At 73.3% G+C, this 18,606-nt stretch carries 17 protein-coding genes; 8 read left to right on the top strand and 9 right to left on the bottom strand.

The window, feature by feature from the left end; translation table 11 throughout:
• Positions 1 to 86: 86 nt before the first annotated feature.
• From ABZ805_RS15570 to ABZ805_RS15560, 3 genes are read right to left on the bottom strand one after another with little or no spacing between them, the layout of a single operon-like run.
• Positions 87 to 917, bottom strand: coding sequence for a carbohydrate ABC transporter permease (locus ABZ805_RS15570; protein WP_358440025.1), 831 nt, complete (start codon positions 915 to 917; stop codon positions 87 to 89).
• Positions 914 to 1,759, bottom strand: a complete 846-nt coding sequence (locus tag ABZ805_RS15565) for a sugar ABC transporter permease (RefSeq protein WP_304612886.1) — start codon at positions 1,757 to 1,759, stop codon at positions 914 to 916. Before ABZ805_RS15565 ends, ABZ805_RS15570 begins: the two co-directional genes overlap by 4 nt.
• 47 nt (positions 1,760 to 1,806) lie before the next feature.
• Entirely contained in the window at positions 1,807 to 3,072 is a 1,266-nt protein-coding gene (locus ABZ805_RS15560; RefSeq protein WP_358440023.1) for an ABC transporter substrate-binding protein, read from the bottom strand.
• Between the two features lie 237 nt (positions 3,073 to 3,309).
• On the opposite strand from ABZ805_RS15560, the gene ABZ805_RS15555 reads away from it, so the two are divergent.
• Positions 3,310 to 3,561, top strand: coding sequence for a type II toxin-antitoxin system prevent-host-death family antitoxin (locus tag ABZ805_RS15555; RefSeq protein ID WP_358440021.1), 252 nt, complete (start codon positions 3,310 to 3,312; stop codon positions 3,559 to 3,561).
• Positions 3,558 to 3,818 (top strand): Txe/YoeB family addiction module toxin, encoded by a 261-nt coding sequence (locus ABZ805_RS15550; RefSeq protein ID WP_358440019.1) that lies wholly within the window; start codon positions 3,558 to 3,560, stop codon positions 3,816 to 3,818. Before ABZ805_RS15555 ends, ABZ805_RS15550 begins: the two co-directional genes overlap by 4 nt.
• Before the next feature lie 69 nt (positions 3,819 to 3,887).
• Here ABZ805_RS15550 and ABZ805_RS15545 read toward each other — a convergent pair whose 3' ends face one another.
• The 4 genes from ABZ805_RS15545 to ABZ805_RS15530 form a co-directional block, all read right to left on the bottom strand.
• On the bottom strand, positions 3,888 to 4,415 hold the full coding sequence (locus tag ABZ805_RS15545; RefSeq protein ID WP_358440017.1) for a general stress protein: 528 nt from the start codon (positions 4,413 to 4,415) through the stop codon (positions 3,888 to 3,890).
• 78 nt (positions 4,416 to 4,493) lie between these two features.
• Entirely contained in the window at positions 4,494 to 5,510 is a 1,017-nt protein-coding gene (locus tag ABZ805_RS15540; RefSeq protein ID WP_358440015.1) for a type II CAAX endopeptidase family protein, read from the bottom strand.
• An 8-nt stretch (positions 5,511 to 5,518) separates the two neighbouring features.
• Positions 5,519 to 9,226 carry a patatin-like protein gene (locus ABZ805_RS15535; protein WP_358440013.1) on the bottom strand — a complete coding sequence of 1,236 codons (3,708 nt, stop codon included), beginning with the start codon at positions 9,224 to 9,226 and terminating at the stop codon, positions 5,519 to 5,521.
• A 124-nt stretch (positions 9,227 to 9,350) separates the two neighbouring features.
• Entirely contained in the window at positions 9,351 to 10,310 is a 960-nt protein-coding gene (locus ABZ805_RS15530; RefSeq protein ID WP_358440011.1) for a CoA ester lyase, read from the bottom strand.
• 116 nt (positions 10,311 to 10,426) lie between these two features.
• Between ABZ805_RS15530 and ABZ805_RS15525 the strand changes: the two genes are divergently transcribed.
• Together ABZ805_RS15525 and ABZ805_RS15520 are read left to right on the top strand one after the other, a co-directional pair.
• Positions 10,427 to 11,722, top strand: a complete 1,296-nt coding sequence (locus ABZ805_RS15525) for a CBS domain-containing protein (RefSeq protein WP_358440008.1) — start codon at positions 10,427 to 10,429, stop codon at positions 11,720 to 11,722.
• A complete protein-coding gene (locus ABZ805_RS15520) occupies positions 11,715 to 12,239 on the top strand; it encodes a DUF1003 domain-containing protein (protein ID WP_358440005.1) in 525 nt (174 codons plus the stop codon). Before ABZ805_RS15525 ends, ABZ805_RS15520 begins: the two co-directional genes overlap by 8 nt.
• A gap of 54 nt (positions 12,240 to 12,293) precedes the next feature.
• Here ABZ805_RS15520 and ABZ805_RS15515 read toward each other — a convergent pair whose 3' ends face one another.
• Complete coding sequence (locus ABZ805_RS15515; RefSeq protein WP_358440002.1) at positions 12,294 to 12,785, bottom strand: MarR family transcriptional regulator; 492 nt, start codon at positions 12,783 to 12,785, stop codon at positions 12,294 to 12,296.
• Between the two features lie 277 nt (positions 12,786 to 13,062).
• On the opposite strand from ABZ805_RS15515, the gene ABZ805_RS15510 reads away from it, so the two are divergent.
• A complete protein-coding gene (locus tag ABZ805_RS15510) occupies positions 13,063 to 14,199 on the top strand; it encodes an Mrp/NBP35 family ATP-binding protein (RefSeq protein ID WP_358439999.1) in 1,137 nt (378 codons plus the stop codon).
• A 207-nt stretch (positions 14,200 to 14,406) separates the two neighbouring features.
• Here ABZ805_RS15510 and ABZ805_RS15505 read toward each other — a convergent pair whose 3' ends face one another.
• Complete coding sequence (locus ABZ805_RS15505) at positions 14,407 to 15,033, bottom strand: class I SAM-dependent methyltransferase (RefSeq protein ID WP_358439997.1); 627 nt, start codon at positions 15,031 to 15,033, stop codon at positions 14,407 to 14,409.
• Between the two features lie 336 nt (positions 15,034 to 15,369).
• Between ABZ805_RS15505 and sigE the strand changes: the two genes are divergently transcribed.
• From sigE to ABZ805_RS15490, 3 genes are all read left to right on the top strand, one after another.
• A complete protein-coding gene (gene sigE, locus ABZ805_RS15500; protein ID WP_358439994.1) occupies positions 15,370 to 15,957 on the top strand; it encodes an RNA polymerase sigma factor SigE in 588 nt (195 codons plus the stop codon).
• Positions 15,954 to 16,700, top strand: a complete 747-nt coding sequence (locus ABZ805_RS15495; RefSeq protein ID WP_358439991.1) for a zf-HC2 domain-containing protein — start codon at positions 15,954 to 15,956, stop codon at positions 16,698 to 16,700. Before sigE ends, ABZ805_RS15495 begins: the two co-directional genes overlap by 4 nt.
• Before the next feature lie 140 nt (positions 16,701 to 16,840).
• Entirely contained in the window at positions 16,841 to 18,508 is a 1,668-nt protein-coding gene (locus ABZ805_RS15490) for a trypsin-like peptidase domain-containing protein (RefSeq protein WP_358439988.1), read from the top strand.
• The last annotated feature ends 98 nt before the right edge of the window (positions 18,509 to 18,606 follow it).

Below are 18,606 nucleotides of genomic sequence, written 5' to 3'. Positions count from 1 at the left end.
CTAAGGGCCCCTGTTGTCCGCCGCCACCCCCTCCCGGCGCGCACCCGCCCCCCCCCCCCCGCCGACCCCGGCCGCCCGGGCCGCGGTCATTCCTTGACCGCCCCGGAGGTCAGCCCGGAGACGATGCGGCGCTGGAACAGCAGCACGAACAGCACGATCGGCACCGTGATCACCACGGCCGCGGCGGCGATCGTCCCGGTCGGGTCCTCGAACTGCGAGTCGCCGGTGAAGAACTGCAACGCCACCGGCACCGTGCGGGACGCCTCCGTCGAGGTCAGCGAGATCGCGAACAGGAAGTCGTTCCAGCAGAAGATGAACACCAGGATCGCCGTGGTGAACACCCCGGGCGCCGCCAGCGGGGCGATCACCTTCCGGAACGCCTGCCCCGGCGTCGCGCCGTCCACGGTGGCCGCCTCCTCCAGCTGCCACGGGATCTCGCGGAAGAACGCGGACAACGTGTAGATCGCCAGCGGCAGCGAGAACGTGGTGTACGGCAGCACCAGCCCCGGCCAGGTGTCGAACAGCCCGAGCGTCCGCTCGATCTCGAACAGCGGTGAAACCAGCGAGACCTGCGGGAACATCGCGATGAGCAGCGACACCCCCACCAGCGCCCGCTTGCCGGGGAAGTCCAGCCGCGCGATCGCGTAGGCCGCCATCGCACCCAGCACCACCGCGATCGCCGTGGAGATCAGCGCGATGCCGATCGAGTTGACCAGCGCCCGCAGGAACTCGCCGGTCTGGAAGATCGCCGCGTAGTTCGCCAGCGTCCACTCCGCCGGGATGAACCGGCCGTCGCTGAGCCCCGCGGAGGTCTTGAACGACAGCGACACGATCCACAGCACCGGCACCAGCGCGTAGGCCACCACCACCGCGTTGAGCACCGTCCACTTGGCGGTGTCGGCGGGTTTCCGGCTCATCGGCGGCCCCCGTCCTCGTCGGCGCCGGGCGCGGCCGCGCCGAACAGCTTCACGAACAGGAACGCGATCAGCGCCACCGCCAGGAAGATCAGCACCGACATGGTGGAGCCGATGCCGAGGTTCAACCCCTTGATCAGGTTGTTGTAGGCCAGCACCGACACCGAGGAGGTGTCCTGCGCGCCGTCGGTGAGCACCACGATGTTGTCGAAGACCCGGAACGCGTCGAGCGTGCGGAACAGCACCGCCACCAGGATCGCCGGCTTCATCACCGGCAGCATCACCTTCGTGAACCGCTGCCAGGGGGAGGCGCCGTCGATCCGCGCCGCCTCCAGCAGGTCCTCGGACACCAGCGCCAGCCCGGTCATCAGCAGCAGCGCCATGAACGGCGTCGTCTTCCACACCTCGGCCAGCACGATGATCGCCAGCGCGCTGCCGCGCTCGGTCAGCGGCGCGCCGTCGGTGACCAGGTTCGCCAGGTAGCCGGTGTCCGGGGTCCACGCGTAGCGCCAGCTGAACGCGGCGACGACGGTGACGATGCCGTACGGGATGAGGCTGACCGTGCGCACCAGGCCGCGCCCGAGCACCGCACGGTGCATGATCAGCGCCAACGCCATGCCCAGCACGAACTCGATGACCAGCTGGGTCGCGACGATGAGCAGCGTGGTGCCGAACGCCGTCCACCAGTACTGGTCGGACAGCACCGTCAGGTAGTTCTCCAGGCCCACGAACTCGCGCTGGTCCGGGTACTTGAGGTCGTAGCGCTGGAACGACAGCCACACCGCGTGCAGGATCGGCCAGCCGGTGACGGCCAGCATCACCAGCGCGGCCGGTGCGCACAGCATCCAGCCGAGCCTGCGCTCGGCGCGCTTCGCCTGGTCGACGGCGGACGTCACGGCAGCACCCCCCGCGAGTCCAGGGCCTTCTGCACCTCGGTGCGGATCCGCTCGGCGGTACGCGGCGGGTCGATCCGCGACGCCGGGGACAGCAGCTTCGACAGCACCGTCGAGACGTTCTGGTAGGCGGGCGTGATCGGGCGGATCGCCGGATCCCGCAACTCGGCGAGGATGGTGTCGCGCATCGGGTACTCTGCGGCCATCTCGGGTGCGGCGTAGACCGATTCGATGGTGGGCGGCACCCCGTCGTGGATCGCGGAGAACCGCTGGCTGTCCGCGCTGCGCAGGCACAGCGCCGCGTCGAAGGACGCGCGCGGGTTCGGCGAGTGGGCGCTGACGGCGAGGTTGAACCCGCCGAGGGTGACCTTGCTGGGCCGCGCCGGGTCGGAGCTCGGGTAGCGGGCCCAGCGGACGTTCCGCGCGATGTCCGGCGCGTCCTCCTGCATCGACGGGTAGACGAACGGCCAGTTCAGCTGGAACGCCGCGTCGCCCTGCTGGAACTCCAGCCGGACGTCGTCCTCCTGCGAGTTGGACATGGACCGGCTGGTCAGCCCGGAATCGGCGAGGGCCTTGAGCTGCTCCAGCGCCCGCACCACGCCCTCGTCGACCACGGCGCGGGTGCCGTCGTCGGAGATCAGCTTCCCACCCGCGGAGGCGAGCAGGGTGTTGAACTGCACCACGTAGCCCTCGAACTGGGCGCCCGGGACGAGGATCGTCGACGGCTCGCCCGCGGCCTCGAACCGCTTCGCCTGCTCGATCATCTCGTCCCAGGTGCGCGGGGGCCGGTCCACCATGTCGGAGCGGTACCAGAGCAGCTGCACGTTGGTGTTCTTCGGCGCCCCGAACAGCTTCCCGCCGTAGCGGGCCGAGGCCAGCGGTCCGGCGAGGGTGCCTTCCTCGGCTCGCTGCCGGTCCGCGCCGGTCCACTCGCGGACCCAGCCGGCGCGGGCGAACTCCGCGGTCCAGGTGGTGTCCAGGCCGAGCACGTCCATGCCGTCGTCCTGCGCGGCCAGCCTGCGCACCAGCTGCTCGCGCTGGCCGTCCGCGTCGCGCGGCAGCTTGTGGTAGACGATGCGGTACCGGCCGCCGGCCTGGTCGTTGCACCGGTCCACGACGGTCTGGAGGTTCTCCTCCGGCGCGTAGTACAGGTTGACGACGTCGTCGTGCCGCGGGGCAGCGCAGGCGCTCAGGGCCGAGACGGCCAGCACCGCCGTCCCGCACGCCGCGGCCAGCCGGACCGCGCCCCCAGCGCGTCTGCGCACCCTCACCGTGGTCGGACCTCCCGGTCTGCTCGCGCGCGGCCACGCCGAGGCCGAGTGCCCGCGCCCCGTCGCACGCCACCGCCGCACCGATGATCAGCGCGGTGACAGCAACCTAGGGCGCCGCCGACACCTCCGACAAGCCCCCAACCGTGCGCACCACCGGTGTCCGCGAACGGTGCGGGGTAACGGCACGAGCGGAAGAGGCGTACAACTTCCCGTACGCCGAGGAGGTGGCCGATGAAGACGATGTCCTATTCCGAGTCCCGCGCCAAGTACGCCGAAACGCTGAACTCCGTGGTCGACGACCGCGAGGAGGTCGTGATCACGAGGGCCGGGCACGAGCCGGTCGTCATGGTCGCGCTGGACGACTACGAGTCGCTGAAGGAAACGGCCTACCTGCTCAAGAGCCCGGAGAACGCCCGCAGGTTGCTGGCCTCGTTCGAGCGGCTGGAGCACGGCGGGGGCACCACGCGGGACCTCGTCGAATGAAGCTCGTCCGGGACGAGAACGCGTGGGCGGATTACGTCCGGTGGCAGACCCAGGACCGCAAGATCCTCAAGAGGATCGACACGCTGCTCAAGGACGTCGAGCGGAACGGGAACGAGGGCATCGGCAAGCCGGAACCGCTCAAGCACGGCTTCCACGGGTTCTGGTCCCGCCGCATCACCGATGAGCACCGCTCGGTGCACCGGGTCCACGAAGACCAGATCCAGATCGCCGCCTGCCGGTACCACTACGGCGGCTGACCGCCGTCCGCCGCGGCGGGATCGCGAACGCGTCCCGGGCGGACGCCACGCCGCCCGGGCCGGGCGAGCTCACGGAGAGGCTTGCGGCCGCATCGCCAGGTGCGCGAGGAGGTTCCGGCCGTGCTCGGCGTGCCGGGGCTGGGCGAGCACGTCGTAGCGCCCCGCGACCAGCTGGCTCGCCGAGGAGAAGTCCCGCCGCCCGCGCATCGCCGCGTACCCGGCCGCGGCGAAGCCGACGCCGATCAGGATGCCGCCGGCCAGCCCGGCCAGCATCGAGCTCAGCGCGCCGGTGCCCTGCGGCGCCGCGATGCTCATCACCAGGCCGATCAGCAGCCCGATCCACGCACCGGAGGCCGCGCCCCCGGCCAGCACCTTGCCCCAGGTCAGTTTGCCGGTGACCCGCTCCACGAGCATCAGGTCGACACCGACGATGGTCACCTCCCGCACCGGGAAGTCGGAGCCGGCCAGGTGGTCGACCGCGCGCTGCGCCTCCTCGTACGTGCCGTACGAGCCGATCGGCCACCCCGTCGGCGGGGTGGGCATGCTGCTCGGTGAACCCGGCGCCGGCCGAGCCGAGCCGGAAAACGGGTAGGACACCGCTGACACCTCCGTGGAGCGCACTTCCTGGCGGGACGGCCGAAGCCCGATTCGTCCCCGATCGTCCCCGCCTCCAGGCTACCCCGAGCCCTCGGGCCGGAGATCGTCTTGGGTGGCGGGTCGCAGCGACCACGGCCGCAGCTCCACCCGTCCGCCGGTGACGTTCCACGCGCCGCGCCGCGCGGCCCGCCGCTCCGCCCACCAGGCGTAGGCGAGCACCGCCGCGATGAACGGCAGCACGTCGCCGACGGGGAAGTCCCCGGCCTGCTCGATACCGGGTACCCCGCTGAGGCCGCCGACCAGCAGGCTCAGCACGTTGTTCACCACGTGCAGCGCGATCGCCGCCTCCAGCCCGCCGGTGAGCACCGCCAGCCTGCACATCGCCACCGCCATCACCAGCAGCTGGCACCACACCAGCGGATCGGTGTAGCCGTGGCCGAGCAGGAAGAGGAGCGAGGTCAGCACGATCGCGGGCCACGGGGTGCGGAACCAGGCGCTGACCGCCTGCAGCAGGAACCCGCGGAAGGCGAACTCCTCGGCGGCGCTCTGCACCGGCACCACCACCAGCGCCAGCACCGCGATCCGCGCGTAGTCGGCCCAGCCGGGGAACCCCGTCCCGAACGAGCGGCCGGTGGCCCAGGTCAGCAGCGCCGAGACCGCGAACGCGACGAGGAACACCGCGAGGGCGGCGAGCAGGCACTCCCCGAGCCACCGCCACCGGAACCGGCCGGTGACGCCGATCAGCTGCCGCGGGCTGCGCCGCTGCACCCACAGCGCGGTGAGCACCGCGGCCGGGATCAGCGAGACCAGCGCCCCGAACGAGACGAACAGCAGCGCGAACGGATCCCGCACCAGCGCTTCGACCGAGTCCGGGTCCAGCACCAGCCCGGCGATCCGCAGGTCGCCGAAGCCCGCCGGGTACAGCACGGACGCGCCCAGCACCAGCATCACGGCCAGCAGCAGCACGAACGCCAGCACCGCGAACACGAGCAGCGCCACCAGCGGGCGCCACCAGCGGTGCCGGGCGTCGCGGGCGAGCAGGTGGTACGGGACGCCCGCCGGAGCCGGGTCCGCCGCGGCCGGGTAGTCGTTCACCTCGCTGATCATAGTGTTCGGGGCCCGGCGGCCGGTTCGGCGCGAGCCGCATCCGATCGGGCGGAATCGCCGGCGCTCGCGGGCCCGGTCCGATCGGCGGTGCGCTCCGGGCGTGGTCGCGGCCGCAGCAGATCCACAGTGGACAGCAGCACCATGTGCGCGTAGGCGGCGGCGATCGCGGTGGGCACCAGCCAGCCGACCTCGCCCACCGCCGGGTCCACCAGCCAGAGCGCGGTGCCGAACACCGCCGCCGACAGCAGGGCCGCCACGGCCCGGCCCCACGGCCGCAGCCCCAGCGAGAGCAGGAAGTTCACCGCCACCGCCGTCAGCGCCAGCCCCTGCGGCCCGAGCGTCAGCCCGGTCTGGGCGACCCACGCCACCGCCGCGGTCACCACCACCGCGGTGATCCCGGCGGGCAGCCAGCGGGCCGCGCCCCGGCCCCGGCTCAGCAGGCGGAAGCCCAGCCACAACGCCGAGACCGCCACCACGACCAGCGCCAGCAGCACGCCCGCGTTCATCTGGAACGGGTCGAAGGTGAACGGCCGCAGCGCGACGGCCGTCGAGGAGTCCGGTGGCAGCACCACTATCCGGTCCCCTGCCGATGCGCCCGGGTACCAGCCCGTGCAGTACGTGGTGCCGTCCGGTCCCGCCGGGAGCCCGGCCGGGCAGCTCAGCGAGACCTCCCGCGTGAACAGCGCGCCGCCCGCCACCGGGGCCACCCCGCTGAGCACCACGGCCGCGGCACCGAGCAGCGCCGCCAGCGCCACCCGGCGCGGCGCGGCCACCGCGAGCACCGCCAGCAGCAGCACCGGCTTCACCACGGTCGTCGCCACCCGCCCCAGCAGCCGCAGCACGCCCGCCGTGCCCGGCCGGACCGCGCGGTAGGCCACCAGCCCGGCGCGGGTCGCGATCGAGGCGAGCCGGGGTTCGCCGAGGTCCGCCACCCGCTCGCGGCCGACCGAGTAGCGCCGCACCTCGCGGGCGAGCGGCTCCGGTTCGGGGACGTCCGGCAGCGCCGGTTCGCCCGGGTCGGCGCCGGGGGCGACGGTCGCGACGAACGGCACCTCCTGGGCGGCGATCGTCCAGTGCAGCCGTTCCACCACGAGTTCCTTGGTGCGGGTCAGCGGGTGCTCGTCGACCGGGTCGGCGAACATGGCCGCCAGCTCGGCGCGCACCTGGTCGGCATCGCGCTCCCACAGCTCGGCGAGGAACGCCCGCCACCGCTCGGATTCCGCGGCGTCGCCGAGCTCGGCGCGGGTCGGGGTGGTGACGATCTCCCGGATGCGGTCCGCGATGCCCTCCGGCCCGAGCCCACCGCTGTGCCGCAGCAGCCGCGCCGGGACCAGCAGCAGCCCCACCAGCGCCGAAGCCGAGTCCAGCCGCCCCCACATCCAGTCGTTCGCCCGCCACCGCGCGGACAGGAACGCGCCGAAGTTGCCCAGGTCGCCACCGCGCACCTTGTCCTCGACGTGCAGCTCGCCGCCGGTGCGCAGCGCGTCGAACGGCAGCGGGGAGCGGGCATCGCTGACGACCCGCAGCAGGTTGATCCGGTCCCTCGGCGACCGCCCCACGTCCAGCGGCGCGGTGAGCACCACCAGCGCGCGCAGCACCGCGGCGCGCTGCTCGGTGCGCTCCAGCAGCGCGTAGCCGACCTGCTCGGGGGAGGCGGCGCGCTCCGGGGAGCGGGCGGGCAGCCGGGAATGCTCCGGCGGTCCGGCGGGCCGCGTGCCGAACCGCTCGTCGTCCCCGCGCGGCGGGGCGGCGGCGGCCAGCCGGTCCGCGATGCGGTGCAGCACCACCCGCGCCTCCGCGACCGCGTCCACCCCGTGCTCGTCGTCCGGGACCGCGTCGGCGCCGGAGGACTCGGCGATCGAGGAGAGCTCGGCGGCGAACTCCTCCAGCGCGCGCTGGAACCGCTCGCCCCGGTCGATCTCGTCGAGGACCGCACCGAGCAGCGGCCGCACCGGAGACGGCAGCCGGTGCTGCAACCGGTCGCGGCGGTCCGCGACGCGCAGCACCCAGTCCGACATCTCCCCGAGCTCCACGATCGGTTCCAGCCGGGCGCCGTCCACCCAGTACCGGTCGGCGTGGCCCTCCAGGACCTGGGTGAAGGTGCGCAGCCGGTACAGCTCCGACTTGCAGCGCCCGATCACCGGCAGCTGCTCCGCCGCGGCCCAGCGGCCGATGTCCCGCGCCCAGTCCAGGCATTCCTGCACCCCGGAGTTCAGCGCGCGCACGTCGTCGAACACCGCCCGCGGGTTCGCCGCCGCCAGCCCGGCCAGCCCGACGCCGAGCCGCCGCCCCAGCACGGTGCGGACCTGCGGGGACCAGCCCGCGAGCGGTTCGCCCACCACCGGTGGCAGCAGCCTGCCGTCCTCGCTGCCCGCCGGTTCGACCAGCAGCCGCACGACGGCTTGGGCGTCCAGCTCGGCGCGCACCACCGCGTACTCCGCTTCGATCCGCGCGGCCTCGGCCAGCAGCACCGCTTCGCGGTCGGCGGCCTCGGCGGCCAGCAGCGGCGCGAACACCGATCTGCGGCGCAGTTCGGTGCGCTGCACCGCGGCGTTGTGCTCGTCGAGGGCGTGGATGTCGGCCAGCAGCGACTCCTGCGACATGCGCGCGCTCATCGCGGTGGAGGCCACCGGCAGCGCCAGCTGCCTGCTCAGCGGCCTGCCTTCGCCGACCGTCTCCGGTTCCGGGTTGAGGTACAGCAGCCAGCGCGCGCTGGGCCGCTCGGTGGGCACCGCGGCCATCGCCTCCACCGCCGCGGTCACCGGGATGTTGTCCAGCACGCCACCGTCGATCACCCGGTACGGCCGGGGATCGGTGGTCGTCTCGGAGAACACGCCGAGCATGTCCGGCTGCCCGGCCGGGGCGCCGCCGACGCTCGCGTGCACCTGCGCCGGTTCGAACGCGAACGGGAACGAGGAGGTGGCGCGCGCGGCCTGCGCCATCCGCAGCGCGGTCGCCGGGAAGTCGGGCCCGGTGCCGAAGTCCGACAGCGGCTGCCCGGAGCGGCCGCGGTGGCGGAACCGGAACATCGCGGTGCGGCGCTGCTCGACCAGCGGACCGGAGCGGCCGTCGAAGTGCCGCTCCAGCACCGGATCCAGCAGGGTCGCGGTGAGCAGCAGCTCCAACCGGGACCCGAGGTTGCGGGCGTCCCGCGGCGGCGGGGTCAGCTCGGTGATCAGCCGGGCCAGTTCGGCGCGGAAGTAGTCGTCGCCCTCCAGCAGCGAATCGGGGCGGCGGTGCCAGAACTTCGGCACCGCGCGGCTCATCGCCTCCAGGTCCGCCAGCCGCACCCACAGCTCGCGCATGTCCTCGAACGGCATGCCGTAGACGATCGAGGCGGCCAGCAGCGACGCGTTCAGCCCACCCGCCGAGGCACCGGCGAGCACGTCCACCGACACCGACTCGTAGCCGGCGAGCCCGGCCAGCGCCGACCACGGGTGCTCGGCGTCCACATCGGTGCGCTCCGCCCGGGGCGGTTCGACCCGGCCCGCCCGGTCGGCGGCCGCCCGGTCCACCGCGGGCCGGTCCGAGCGGGACGTCGCGCGGCGCAGCAGGTCGATCTCGGCGACGGCGCCGCCGATCCACACCGCGAGGCTCGCCCCGCCTCGCATCGCCAGCGCCAGCCGGAGTTCCTGGTCGTTCTCCGCGCCCGCGCGGCGCGGCGCGCCCGGTTCGGCCTCGCCGGGCCGTTCCTGATCCACCACGTCGCCGCCCCCTCGGTCGACCCGCACGCCGGGGCCGGTTCGTCCAGCGGCGGCCACCGGCGATCACTGTTGATCAGAACGTACCGCGCCGCACCGACCCCGGGATCGCCCACACGGGCGGTGATCACCCGGTCGGCGGGCTCCAGCGGTCCGTTCGGGACATGCCCGCGGCGCGGCCCTTGCCCGCGATGACCAGTGCCATCTTCCGGGAGGCCTCGTCGATCATCTCGTCGCCGAGCATCGCCGCACCGCGCTTGCCGCCCGCCTCCGAGGTGTGCCACTCGTAGGCGTCCAGCACGTTCTCCGCGTGGTCGTAGTCCTCCTGGCGCGGCGAGAACAGCTCGTTCACCACGTCCACCTGCGCCGGGTGCAGCACCCACTTGCCGTCGAAGCCCAGCGCCGCGGACCGGCCGCCGACGCGCCGCATCCCCTCGACGTCCTTGATCGCCAGGTACGGCCCGTCGATCGCCTGCACGTCGTGCGCCCGCGCCGCCATCAGCATCCGCATCAGCACGTAGTGGTAGGCGTCGCCGACGTCGTAGCCGGGCGGCTGCTCGCCGACCACCATGGACCGCATGTTGATCGAGGCCATGAAGTCGGCGGGGCCGAACACCAGCGCTTCGACGCGCGGTGACGCGGACGCGATGGCGTCCACCTCGACCAGGCCGCGCGCGTCCTCGATCTGCGCCTCGACGCCGATCCGGCCGACCTCCAGACCGGTGGCGCGCTCCACCTGGGTCAGCGTCAGGTCCAGCCAGCGCACGTGGTCCGGGGTGGACACCTTCGGCAGCACGATGGTGTCCAGGTTCTCCCCGGCGGTCTCCACGACCTCCACCACGTCCCGGTAGGTCCACTGCGAGGTGAGGTCGTTGACCCGGACCGAGCGGATCTTGCCGTCCCAGCCGCCCTCGTTCAGCGCGGCCGCCACCCTCCCGCGGGCCTCCGCCTTCGCCAGCGGGGCCACCGCGTCCTCCAGGTCCAGGAAGAACGAGTCCACCGCCAGTCCGCGGGCCTTCTCGATCATCTTCGCGCTGGAGCCGGGAACGGCCAGGCAGCTGCGGCGGGCACGTCGGCGATCGACCACGGGAACCTCCTCATCGGGCACGGGCACCCAGGTCTCTACCACGATCGGCACCGCGCCGGTTGTGACGCCGGTCGCCGCGACTGCCCGGTACCGCCCCGACGACTAGCCTGATCAGCGTGGCAGCCACGACCAGGGTCTACGCAGCGCGGGTCGCGGGGCTCGCCGTGTTCGGCCCGGACGGCGAATCCATCGGCAAGGTGCGCGACGTCGTCGCCGGGCTCCGCGCCGCCGGGCAGCCACCGCGGGTCCTCGGCCTGGTGATGGAGATGGCGGCGCGGCGGCGGATCTTCGTGCCGATGCTGCGGGTGGTGCGCGTCGAACCGAACGCGGTCACCCTCGCCACCGGCTCGGTCAACACCCGCCAGTTCCACCAGCGCCCCAACGAGGTGCTGGTGCTCGGGCAGCTGCTGGACGCGAAGGTCACCCTCGCCGCCACCGGCGCCTCCGCGGTGCTGGTGGACGCGGCGCTGGAACAGACCCGCACCCGCGACTGGCGGATCAGCAGGCTCGCCGTCCGGGAGCGCACCGGGCGGCTCGGCAGGCGCGGGCCGGTGCAGGTCGTCGAGTGGGACCAGATCACCGGGCTCGCGGCCGCCGAGCTCACCGACCGGCCGCAGGGCGTGGCGCAGCTGCTGGCCCTGCTGGACACGATGCGCGCCGTGGACGTGGCCAGCACGCTGCACGAACTCCCCGCGAAGCGCCGGTACGAGGTGGCCGAGGCGCTCGACGACGAACGGCTCGCCGACGTGGTCGAGGAACTGCCGGAGGACGACCAGAAGGACCTCATCGGACACCTCGGCGAGGACCGGGCCGCGGACGTGCTGGAGGCGATGAGCCCCGACGACGCCGCCGACCTGCTCGCCGAACTGCCCGAAGTGGACAAGAACCGGCTGCTGGAGCTGATGGAGCCCGCCGAGTCGGCCCCGGTGAAGCGGCTGCTCGCCTACTCCGCGGACACCGCGGGCGGCCTGATGACGCCGGAACCGGTGGTCGTCGGCCCGGACGCCACCATCGCCGAGGCGCTCGCGATGGTGCGCAACGCGGAGCTGCCGGTGGCGCTGGCCAGCATGGTCTTCGTCTGCCGCCCGCCGTCGGCGACGCCCACCGGCCGCTACCTGGGCTGCGTGCACATCCAGCGGCTGCTGCGCGAACCGCCGTCGACGCTGGTGGCGGGCGCGCTGGACACCACGCTGGCCAGCCTGCCGCCGACCGCGACGCTGGCCGAGGTGACCCGCTACTTCGCCGCCTACAACCTGGTGTGCGGGCCGGTGCTCGACGACCAGGAGCACCTGATCGGCGCGGTCACCGTGGACGACGTGCTCGACCACCTGCTGCCGGAGAACTGGCGGGAGAGCGGACTGCCGGACGACCGGCGTTCCCCGGACGCACCGAAAGCGAGCGACGATGCCTGAACTGCTGTCCCGGCGGCGCCTGGACCAGCCCCGGATGCCGCGCCGGTTCTCCGTGGACTTCGACCCGGAGCTGTTCGGCCAGATCTCCGAGCGCGTCGCCCGCTTCCTCGGTACCGGCAAGTTCCTGTTCTGGATGACGGTGTTCGTGATCAGCTGGATCGGGATGAACCTGTTCGCGGTGGGCCTGCGCTGGGACCCGTACCCGTTCATCCTGCTGAACCTGGCGTTCTCCACCCAGGCCTCGTACGCGGCGCCGCTGATCCTGCTGGCGCAGAACCGGCAGGACGACCGGGACCGGGTCTCGCTGGAGGAGGACCGGGCGCGGGCCGAGCAGACGAAGGCCGACACCGAGTACCTGGCGCGGGAGCTGGCGGCGCTGCGGCTGGCCATCGGCGAGGTCGCCACCCGCGACTACCTGCGCGGCGAGCTGGACCGGCTGCGCGACGAGCTGCCCGGCACGGAGAGCCCGAGCGCCCGGCGCCGCCGCCAAGGCGCGGAGGGGCGCGAGGACGGCTGACCGCCGCGCCCGGACCGCGCGGCCGCACCCGGGGGGCGGTCGCGAGCGTGTCGGTCAGGCCTGGGCGCGTTGTCCCGGCGGTGCGGGAACGCCGCCCGCGGCGAGCTTCTCGCAGGTGCGGGCGAACTCCTCCAGCTCCCGCGGCTCAGTCACCGAAAGGAAGTACTGGGTCACTCCACCGAGGTGCGTACCGGATGCGGTGCGCAACCGGCCCTCGCCGGCTTCGGTGATCACCGCGAGCACTCCTCTGCCGTCCGAATCGACCCGGACGCGGCTGACCAGACCGATCCGCTCCAGGCGGTCGACCAGTCTCGTCACGCCCGACCTGGACAGCAGCACGGCGTCCGCGAGCTCGGTCATGCGCAGCCTGCGCTCGGGCGCTTCGTACAGCGCGTGCAGCACGTCGTAGGCGGCCAGCGTCAGCCGCTGCTCGGCGATCAGATCCCCTTCCAAGCAGCGCGTGACGCGGGCGTGCGCGCGCAGGAAGGTCCGATAGGCGAGCAGCTCGCCACGAGTGGGTAATCGATCAAGACCCGTCTCGGTCACGATGAGTGATACTACGGAGGGCAGTCACACGAATGCGAAGTGCCCCCACATTTCCCGGATGTGAGCACGTCGGGGCCGGTGCCTGGAATAAACCAGCGCACAGGGCTGTTCCGGCGGCTCCGAGAGCACTCGCGGCGGCCACCAGGGCGCCCCGGCGGGCCGTCACGCGCTGCGCACCTCGCCGGTGTTCCCGGAGCTACCGGCCCGTAACATCGTGGGCCGGTCCGTAGCATCGAGGGCAAGCACAGCCGCAGGAAGGGTCGGTGTCACCGCAACCGTGACCAGCACGCACTCCGCTCCCACCGAAGAGGCCGTCCGCCAGGCCCTCACCCAGGTCGAGGACCCGGAGATCCACAAGCCGATCACCGATCTCGGCATGGTCAAGTCCGTGGCCGTCGAGGACGGCGCGGTCTCCGTCGGCGTGTACCTGACGGTCCAGGGCTGCCCGATGCGCGAGACGATCACGCAGCGGGTCGAGACCGCGGTCGGTGCCGTCGAAGGCGTGCGGGCGGTGACCGTCGAGCTCGACGTGATGAGCGACGACCAGCGCTCCGAGCTGCGCAAGAAGCTGCGCGGCAACGCCGACGAACCCCGCATCCCCTTCGCCGAACCCGGCTCGATGACCCGGGTGTACTGCGTGGCGTCCGGCAAGGGCGGCGTCGGCAAGTCCAGCGTGACGGTGAATCTGGCCGCCGCGATGGCCAAGCGCGGGCTGTCGGTCGGCGTGGTCGACGCCGACATCTACGGCCACTCCGTCCCGCGGATGCTCGGCTCCGGCGGCAAGCCCACCCAGGTCGAGAAGATGATCATGCCGCCGCAGGCGCACGGCGTGAAGGTCATCTCGATCGGCATGTTCACCCCCGGCAACACGCCCGTCGTGTGGCGCGGGCCGATGCTGCACCGCGCGCTGCAGCAGTTCCTCTCCGACGTCTTCTGGGGCGACCTGGACGTGCTGCTGCTGGACCTGCCGCCCGGCACCGGCGACATCGCGCTGTCCACCGCCCAGCTCATCCCGAACGCCGAGATCCTCGTCGTCACCACCCCGCAGCAGGCCGCCGCCGAGGTCGCCGAGCGCGCGGGCGCCATCGCCATGCAGACCCGGCAGCGGCTGGCGGGCGTCGTGGAGAACATGTCCTGGATGGAACTGCCCGACGGCCAGCGCATGGAGATCTTCGGCAGCGGCGGCGGGCAGATCGTCGCCGACTCGCTCAGCCGCGCCGTCGGCTCCGAGGTCCCGCTGCTGGGCCAGGTGCCGCTGGACACCCGGCTGCGCGAAGCCGGCGACAGCGGGACCCCGCTGGTCGTGGAGGCTCCCGAGTCGCCTGCCGCGCAGGTCCTCACCGACGTCGCCAAGCGGCTCTCCACCCGGGCCCGCGGCCTCGCAGGCCAGCTGCTGTCGGTCTCCCCGGCCTGATCGACCCGCGGACGCCCGCCGACCCCGAACCCGGGCGGCGGGCGTTCTCGCGTTCGGGGGCGGTCGACGCCGTGCGGCGGCCGGTGCAGTGACAGCAGTGCAGCGGTCACTGCACCACGACGGTCAGCGCAGCCCGGCGGTCGACGCACCGCGACAACCAGCGCAGCCCGGCGGTCAGCGCACCCGGCGGTCAACGCACCGCGGCGGTCACTGCTGTTCGGTGCGGGCGATGGCCAGCAGGCCGTCGCCGACGGGCAGCGCGACCGGCACCAGCGATTCGTCCGCGCGCACGGCCCTGGTCAGCTCGCGCAGCGCCTGGGCGCGCGGCTCCTGCCGCTGCGCGGCGTCGACCGGCCCGGCGAACACGATGGCCCCGCCCGGGCGCAGCAGCGGCGCGCCGAGTTCGAGGAACACCGGGTACTTGGTGGGCATCGCATCGACGAACACCAGGTCGTAGGCGCCCTCGGTGAGCTTGGGCAGCACCCGCTCGGCCAGCCCGGCGATGAACCGGGTGCGGGAGCGGGGCACGCCTTCGGCCCGCAGCGCCTCGCGCGCGATGTGCTGCGCGGCGGCGTCGATGTCGATCGAGGTCAACACCCCCTCGGGCACCATGCCGCGGAGCAGCCAGCTCGCCGAGGCGCCCGTGCCGGAGCCGATCTCGACGACGGATTTCGCGCGCAGCACGGTCGCCAGGAAGCGCAGCGCGGCGCCCGCGGACGCGTCGATGGACTCTTCCGCTGGGTCGGCCGCCTGCCCGATGGATCCGCGGGCGTCGCCGAGCATGCTGCCCGGCCGGTCCAGGGGACCGGTGCCGATCGACGTCTCGGGTATCACGAGGCGCAAGATTATCTTCAGCGGGCGGTTCGGTTGCCCCTGTTCGGCACATCGTTAGACGGCTGTTTCCGGTATCACGTCCGATCTTGGGCCGATCAGGTGAACGTCAGGTTCTCAGGCTGCTCTCAGGGCCTTTTCATCCGTCCCTCACGAGCGCGCGCGAGAGTGGGTTGCGACCGGGAGCGGACCGCCGCTCCCCGCAACGAGGGCAGCACGCGGAACGCGCGCCCCACCGGCCCCGCCCGGCCTCGGCCGGGGAACAAACCGGCGATCGCGTTCGTTCCCCGGATGCACACGCCGCAGGAGGTGGCTTCTCGTCCGATGCCAACACAGTCGATGAGTCCGGCCGTTCGAGCCGACCAGCACGCCGTCGCCACCGCACCCGTCGCGGAGGCGACGTGGACGCCGCCGTCCTGGGACGAGGTGGTCCGGGAGCACGCCGACCGGGTGTACCGGCTGGCGTACCGGCTCACCGGCAACCAGCACGACGCCGAGGACCTCACGCAGGAGACGTTCATCCGCGTCTTCCGCTCGCTGGCGTCCTACAAGCCCGGCACCTTCGAGGGCTGGCTGCACCGGATCACCACGAACCTGTTCCTGGACATGGCCCGGCGCCGCTCCCGGCTGCGCATGGAAGGCCTGCCCGAGGACACCGACCGGCTGCCCAGCACCGGCCCCAGCCCCGAGCAGGTGTTCTACGACACGCACCTGGACCCGGACCTGCAGGCAGCGCTGGACGAGGTGCCGCCGGAGTTCCGCGCGGCCGTGGTCCTGTGCGACGTGGAAGGGCTGTCGTACGAGGAGATCGGCACCACCCTCGGGGTGAAGCTCGGTACTGTGCGCAGCAGGATCCACCGCGGCAGGCAGATGTTGAAGGCCACGTTGGAAGCCAGGCGGGAGCAGGCTCGGGAGGACTCGGCATGACGGCTCGGCGAGGGTGGGGGCTGTCCGAACAGCACCTCGCACTGGACGCGCTCGTGGCATTCGTGGACGGGGAGCTCACCGCCAACGCCCACGACCGCGCGGCCGCCCACCTCGCCAGGTGCCCGGCGTGCGCGGCCGAGGCCACCGCCCAGCGGCAGGCACGGGCGGCGGTGCGCTCCGCATCCTGCCCGTCGATGTCCGCCGGGCTCCTGCAAGCGCTGCAGTCGATCCCGTCGAGCGCCGAACTCCCCGCCCAGCCCGACGGGCTGGCGCTGACCGAAGAGGGGCAGCTCGTCGCGATCAACCCGGGCGCACGACCGGGCCGGTTCGGTTCCGGCGCGGCGCTCGGTTCCAGCACTCCCCTCGGCGGCGGCAGGCAGCCGATGGGGTCGAGCACGCCGCTCGGCTCGGCGCAGTCCGAGGAACCGCGTGGTGGGCGCGGCAGGCGAGCGGGTGCGGGCGTGGTGTTCTCCGGGCTGGTGCTCGGCGCCTTGGCGCTGGTGAGCATCCCGGACGACCAGCTCCCGCCGACCGACGCGGGTCCGCCGCTGCCGCTGCCCGGCGAGGCCTACGACTCGGCTCTGATCCCCGCTTCGGCGCGGCTGGACGAGCCTCGGACGCCGACCTCGGCGGCACCGACGTCCGCCACCTCGCCGGCCCCCACTTCGGGCGCGGCGCCGGGTGCCGAAGCCCCGTTCACGCCGCCCGACGCGCCGCTGGTCTCCGCCTCCACGCAGCCCTGATCATCGGGCCACCGCCCGGCGCCTACGCGGACTTCACCTGGTGCTGGGCAGGATGGGGACGTACCGGTGCGCGGGCGATCACCCACGTGTGATCCACTCGCATCGCCGATGTGTCGACGACTTCGCAGGCCCGGGGAGCGATGAGCGAGCAGCCGAGGAAACCCGCGCAGGAGGCCGATCCGGTGCGGCCCGACGAGGCTCGGCCGCACGACGACCAGCGCCACCAGGTTCCGCCCGCGCCGGACGGCGAAGCGGTGCACCCGTGGCAGCCGGGTTCGGCCGCTCCCGCCCGCGGCGTGCCCGCCGAGGACTTCTCCCGCCCGGACCAGGACGCGCCACCCGCTCCGCAGCAGCCCGCACCGCCCCGGCACCCCGAGGTCGACCCCGCGCAGGCCGCCGCCTTCGGCAGGCCCGACGGCGTCTCCGGCAGCTTCCAGACCGGGAACGACCGCCGCGCGCCCGGCGTCGAGCAGGCCCCTCCCCCACCCGATGCGCTGGTCAAGGCGTTCGGCCGCCCGCAGGGCACGCCCGAATCGCTGCAGCGCGAGCCCGGGGAGACCGCGCCCGCGCCCGCCGCTGACGAGCCCGCCACGTTCTGGAACGACCGCGGCGACCAGGACCCGTGGCGCAACCCGTCGGCGAGCTCCGTGATCGGCCCGCCCGCGGTGTCCGAGGCCGCCCCCGAACCTTCGCCCGAGCCCGGGCCGGGTCCGCTGCTGAGCGCCCGCGAAGTGCTGTTCGGCCGCCGGGTGCGGCCGCGCTCGCTGGCCGCGCTGGCCGGGGTCGCCGTGCTGCTGGCCGGGATCGGCGGCTTCGTCGGGCGGATCACCGCCGAGGAGGGCAACCCGCTGACCAACCCGGACGTGACGCTCGCCGAGGTGCAGCCGGGTGTGGACCGGCCCAGCGGCGGCGTGTCCGCCGTGGCCCGCCGCATCGTGCCTGCCGTGGTCTCGGTCGAGGTGCACGTCGGTGCGCAGGGCGGCAGCGGCTCCGGGGTGGTCATCGACGGCGACGGCTACATCGTCACGAACAACCACGTGGTGTCGATGGCCGCGGACACGCCGGGCGCGACGGTGTCCGCGGTGTTCAGCGACGGCAGCCGGGTGCCCGCCCGGATCGTGGGCCGGGACGTGAAGACCGACCTCGCCGTGATCAAGGTGGAGGTGGCGAACCCGACGGTGGCGCAGCTGGGCCGCTCCGCCGATCTCGCGGTGGGCGACCAGGTGATCGCCGTGGGCTCCCCGCTGGGACTGGCCAGCACGGTCACCACCGGCATCGTCAGCTCGGTGCACCGGCCGGTGCGGCTGGCCGGGGAGGGCACCGACACCAACGCGGTGGTGGACGCGATCCAGACGGACGCGGCGATCAACCCGGGCAACTCGGGTGGCGCGCTCGTCGACGGCAACGGCGCGGTGGTCGGCATCAACAGCGGCATCCGCACCATCGGTTCCGGTGGTGAGGGCGGTTCGATCGGGCTGGGCTTCGCGATCCCCATCGACGACGTGCGGCGCATCGCGCAGGAGCTGATCCGCAGCGGGCGGGCCGCGCACGCGGACCTCGGGGTGAACGCCAAGTCCGTCAACGACGGCACCACCGACGGCGCCCAGGTGCTCAACGTGCGGGACGGCGGTTCCGCGGCCGGGGCGGGCATCGCCGAAGGCGACGTGATCATCCGGGTGGGCGATCGGAAGGTGAGCACCGCGGACGAGCTGGTGGTGGCGACCGATCGGCACCGCGTCGGCGAGACCGTGCCGGTGACGGTGGTGCGCCAGGGCCGCGAGCTGGTGCTGGACGTGGCACTGCGCTGATCGCGCGCAGTTCTGGGAAAAGTGGCGTTTCCACCGGGCCCCGGCCGATGGGTAGGCTGGGTCCGGCGCGCAGCGCCACGCACGGGAGCGAAAGGTGA

The sequence above is a fragment of the Saccharopolyspora sp. NPDC047091 genome (genome assembly GCF_040643635.1).
Taxonomy (GTDB): Bacteria; Actinomycetota; Actinomycetes; order Mycobacteriales; family Pseudonocardiaceae; genus Saccharopolyspora_C.
Note: the sequence above shows the minus strand (reverse complement) of the source record. Positions and strands in the feature narration are given on the sequence as shown.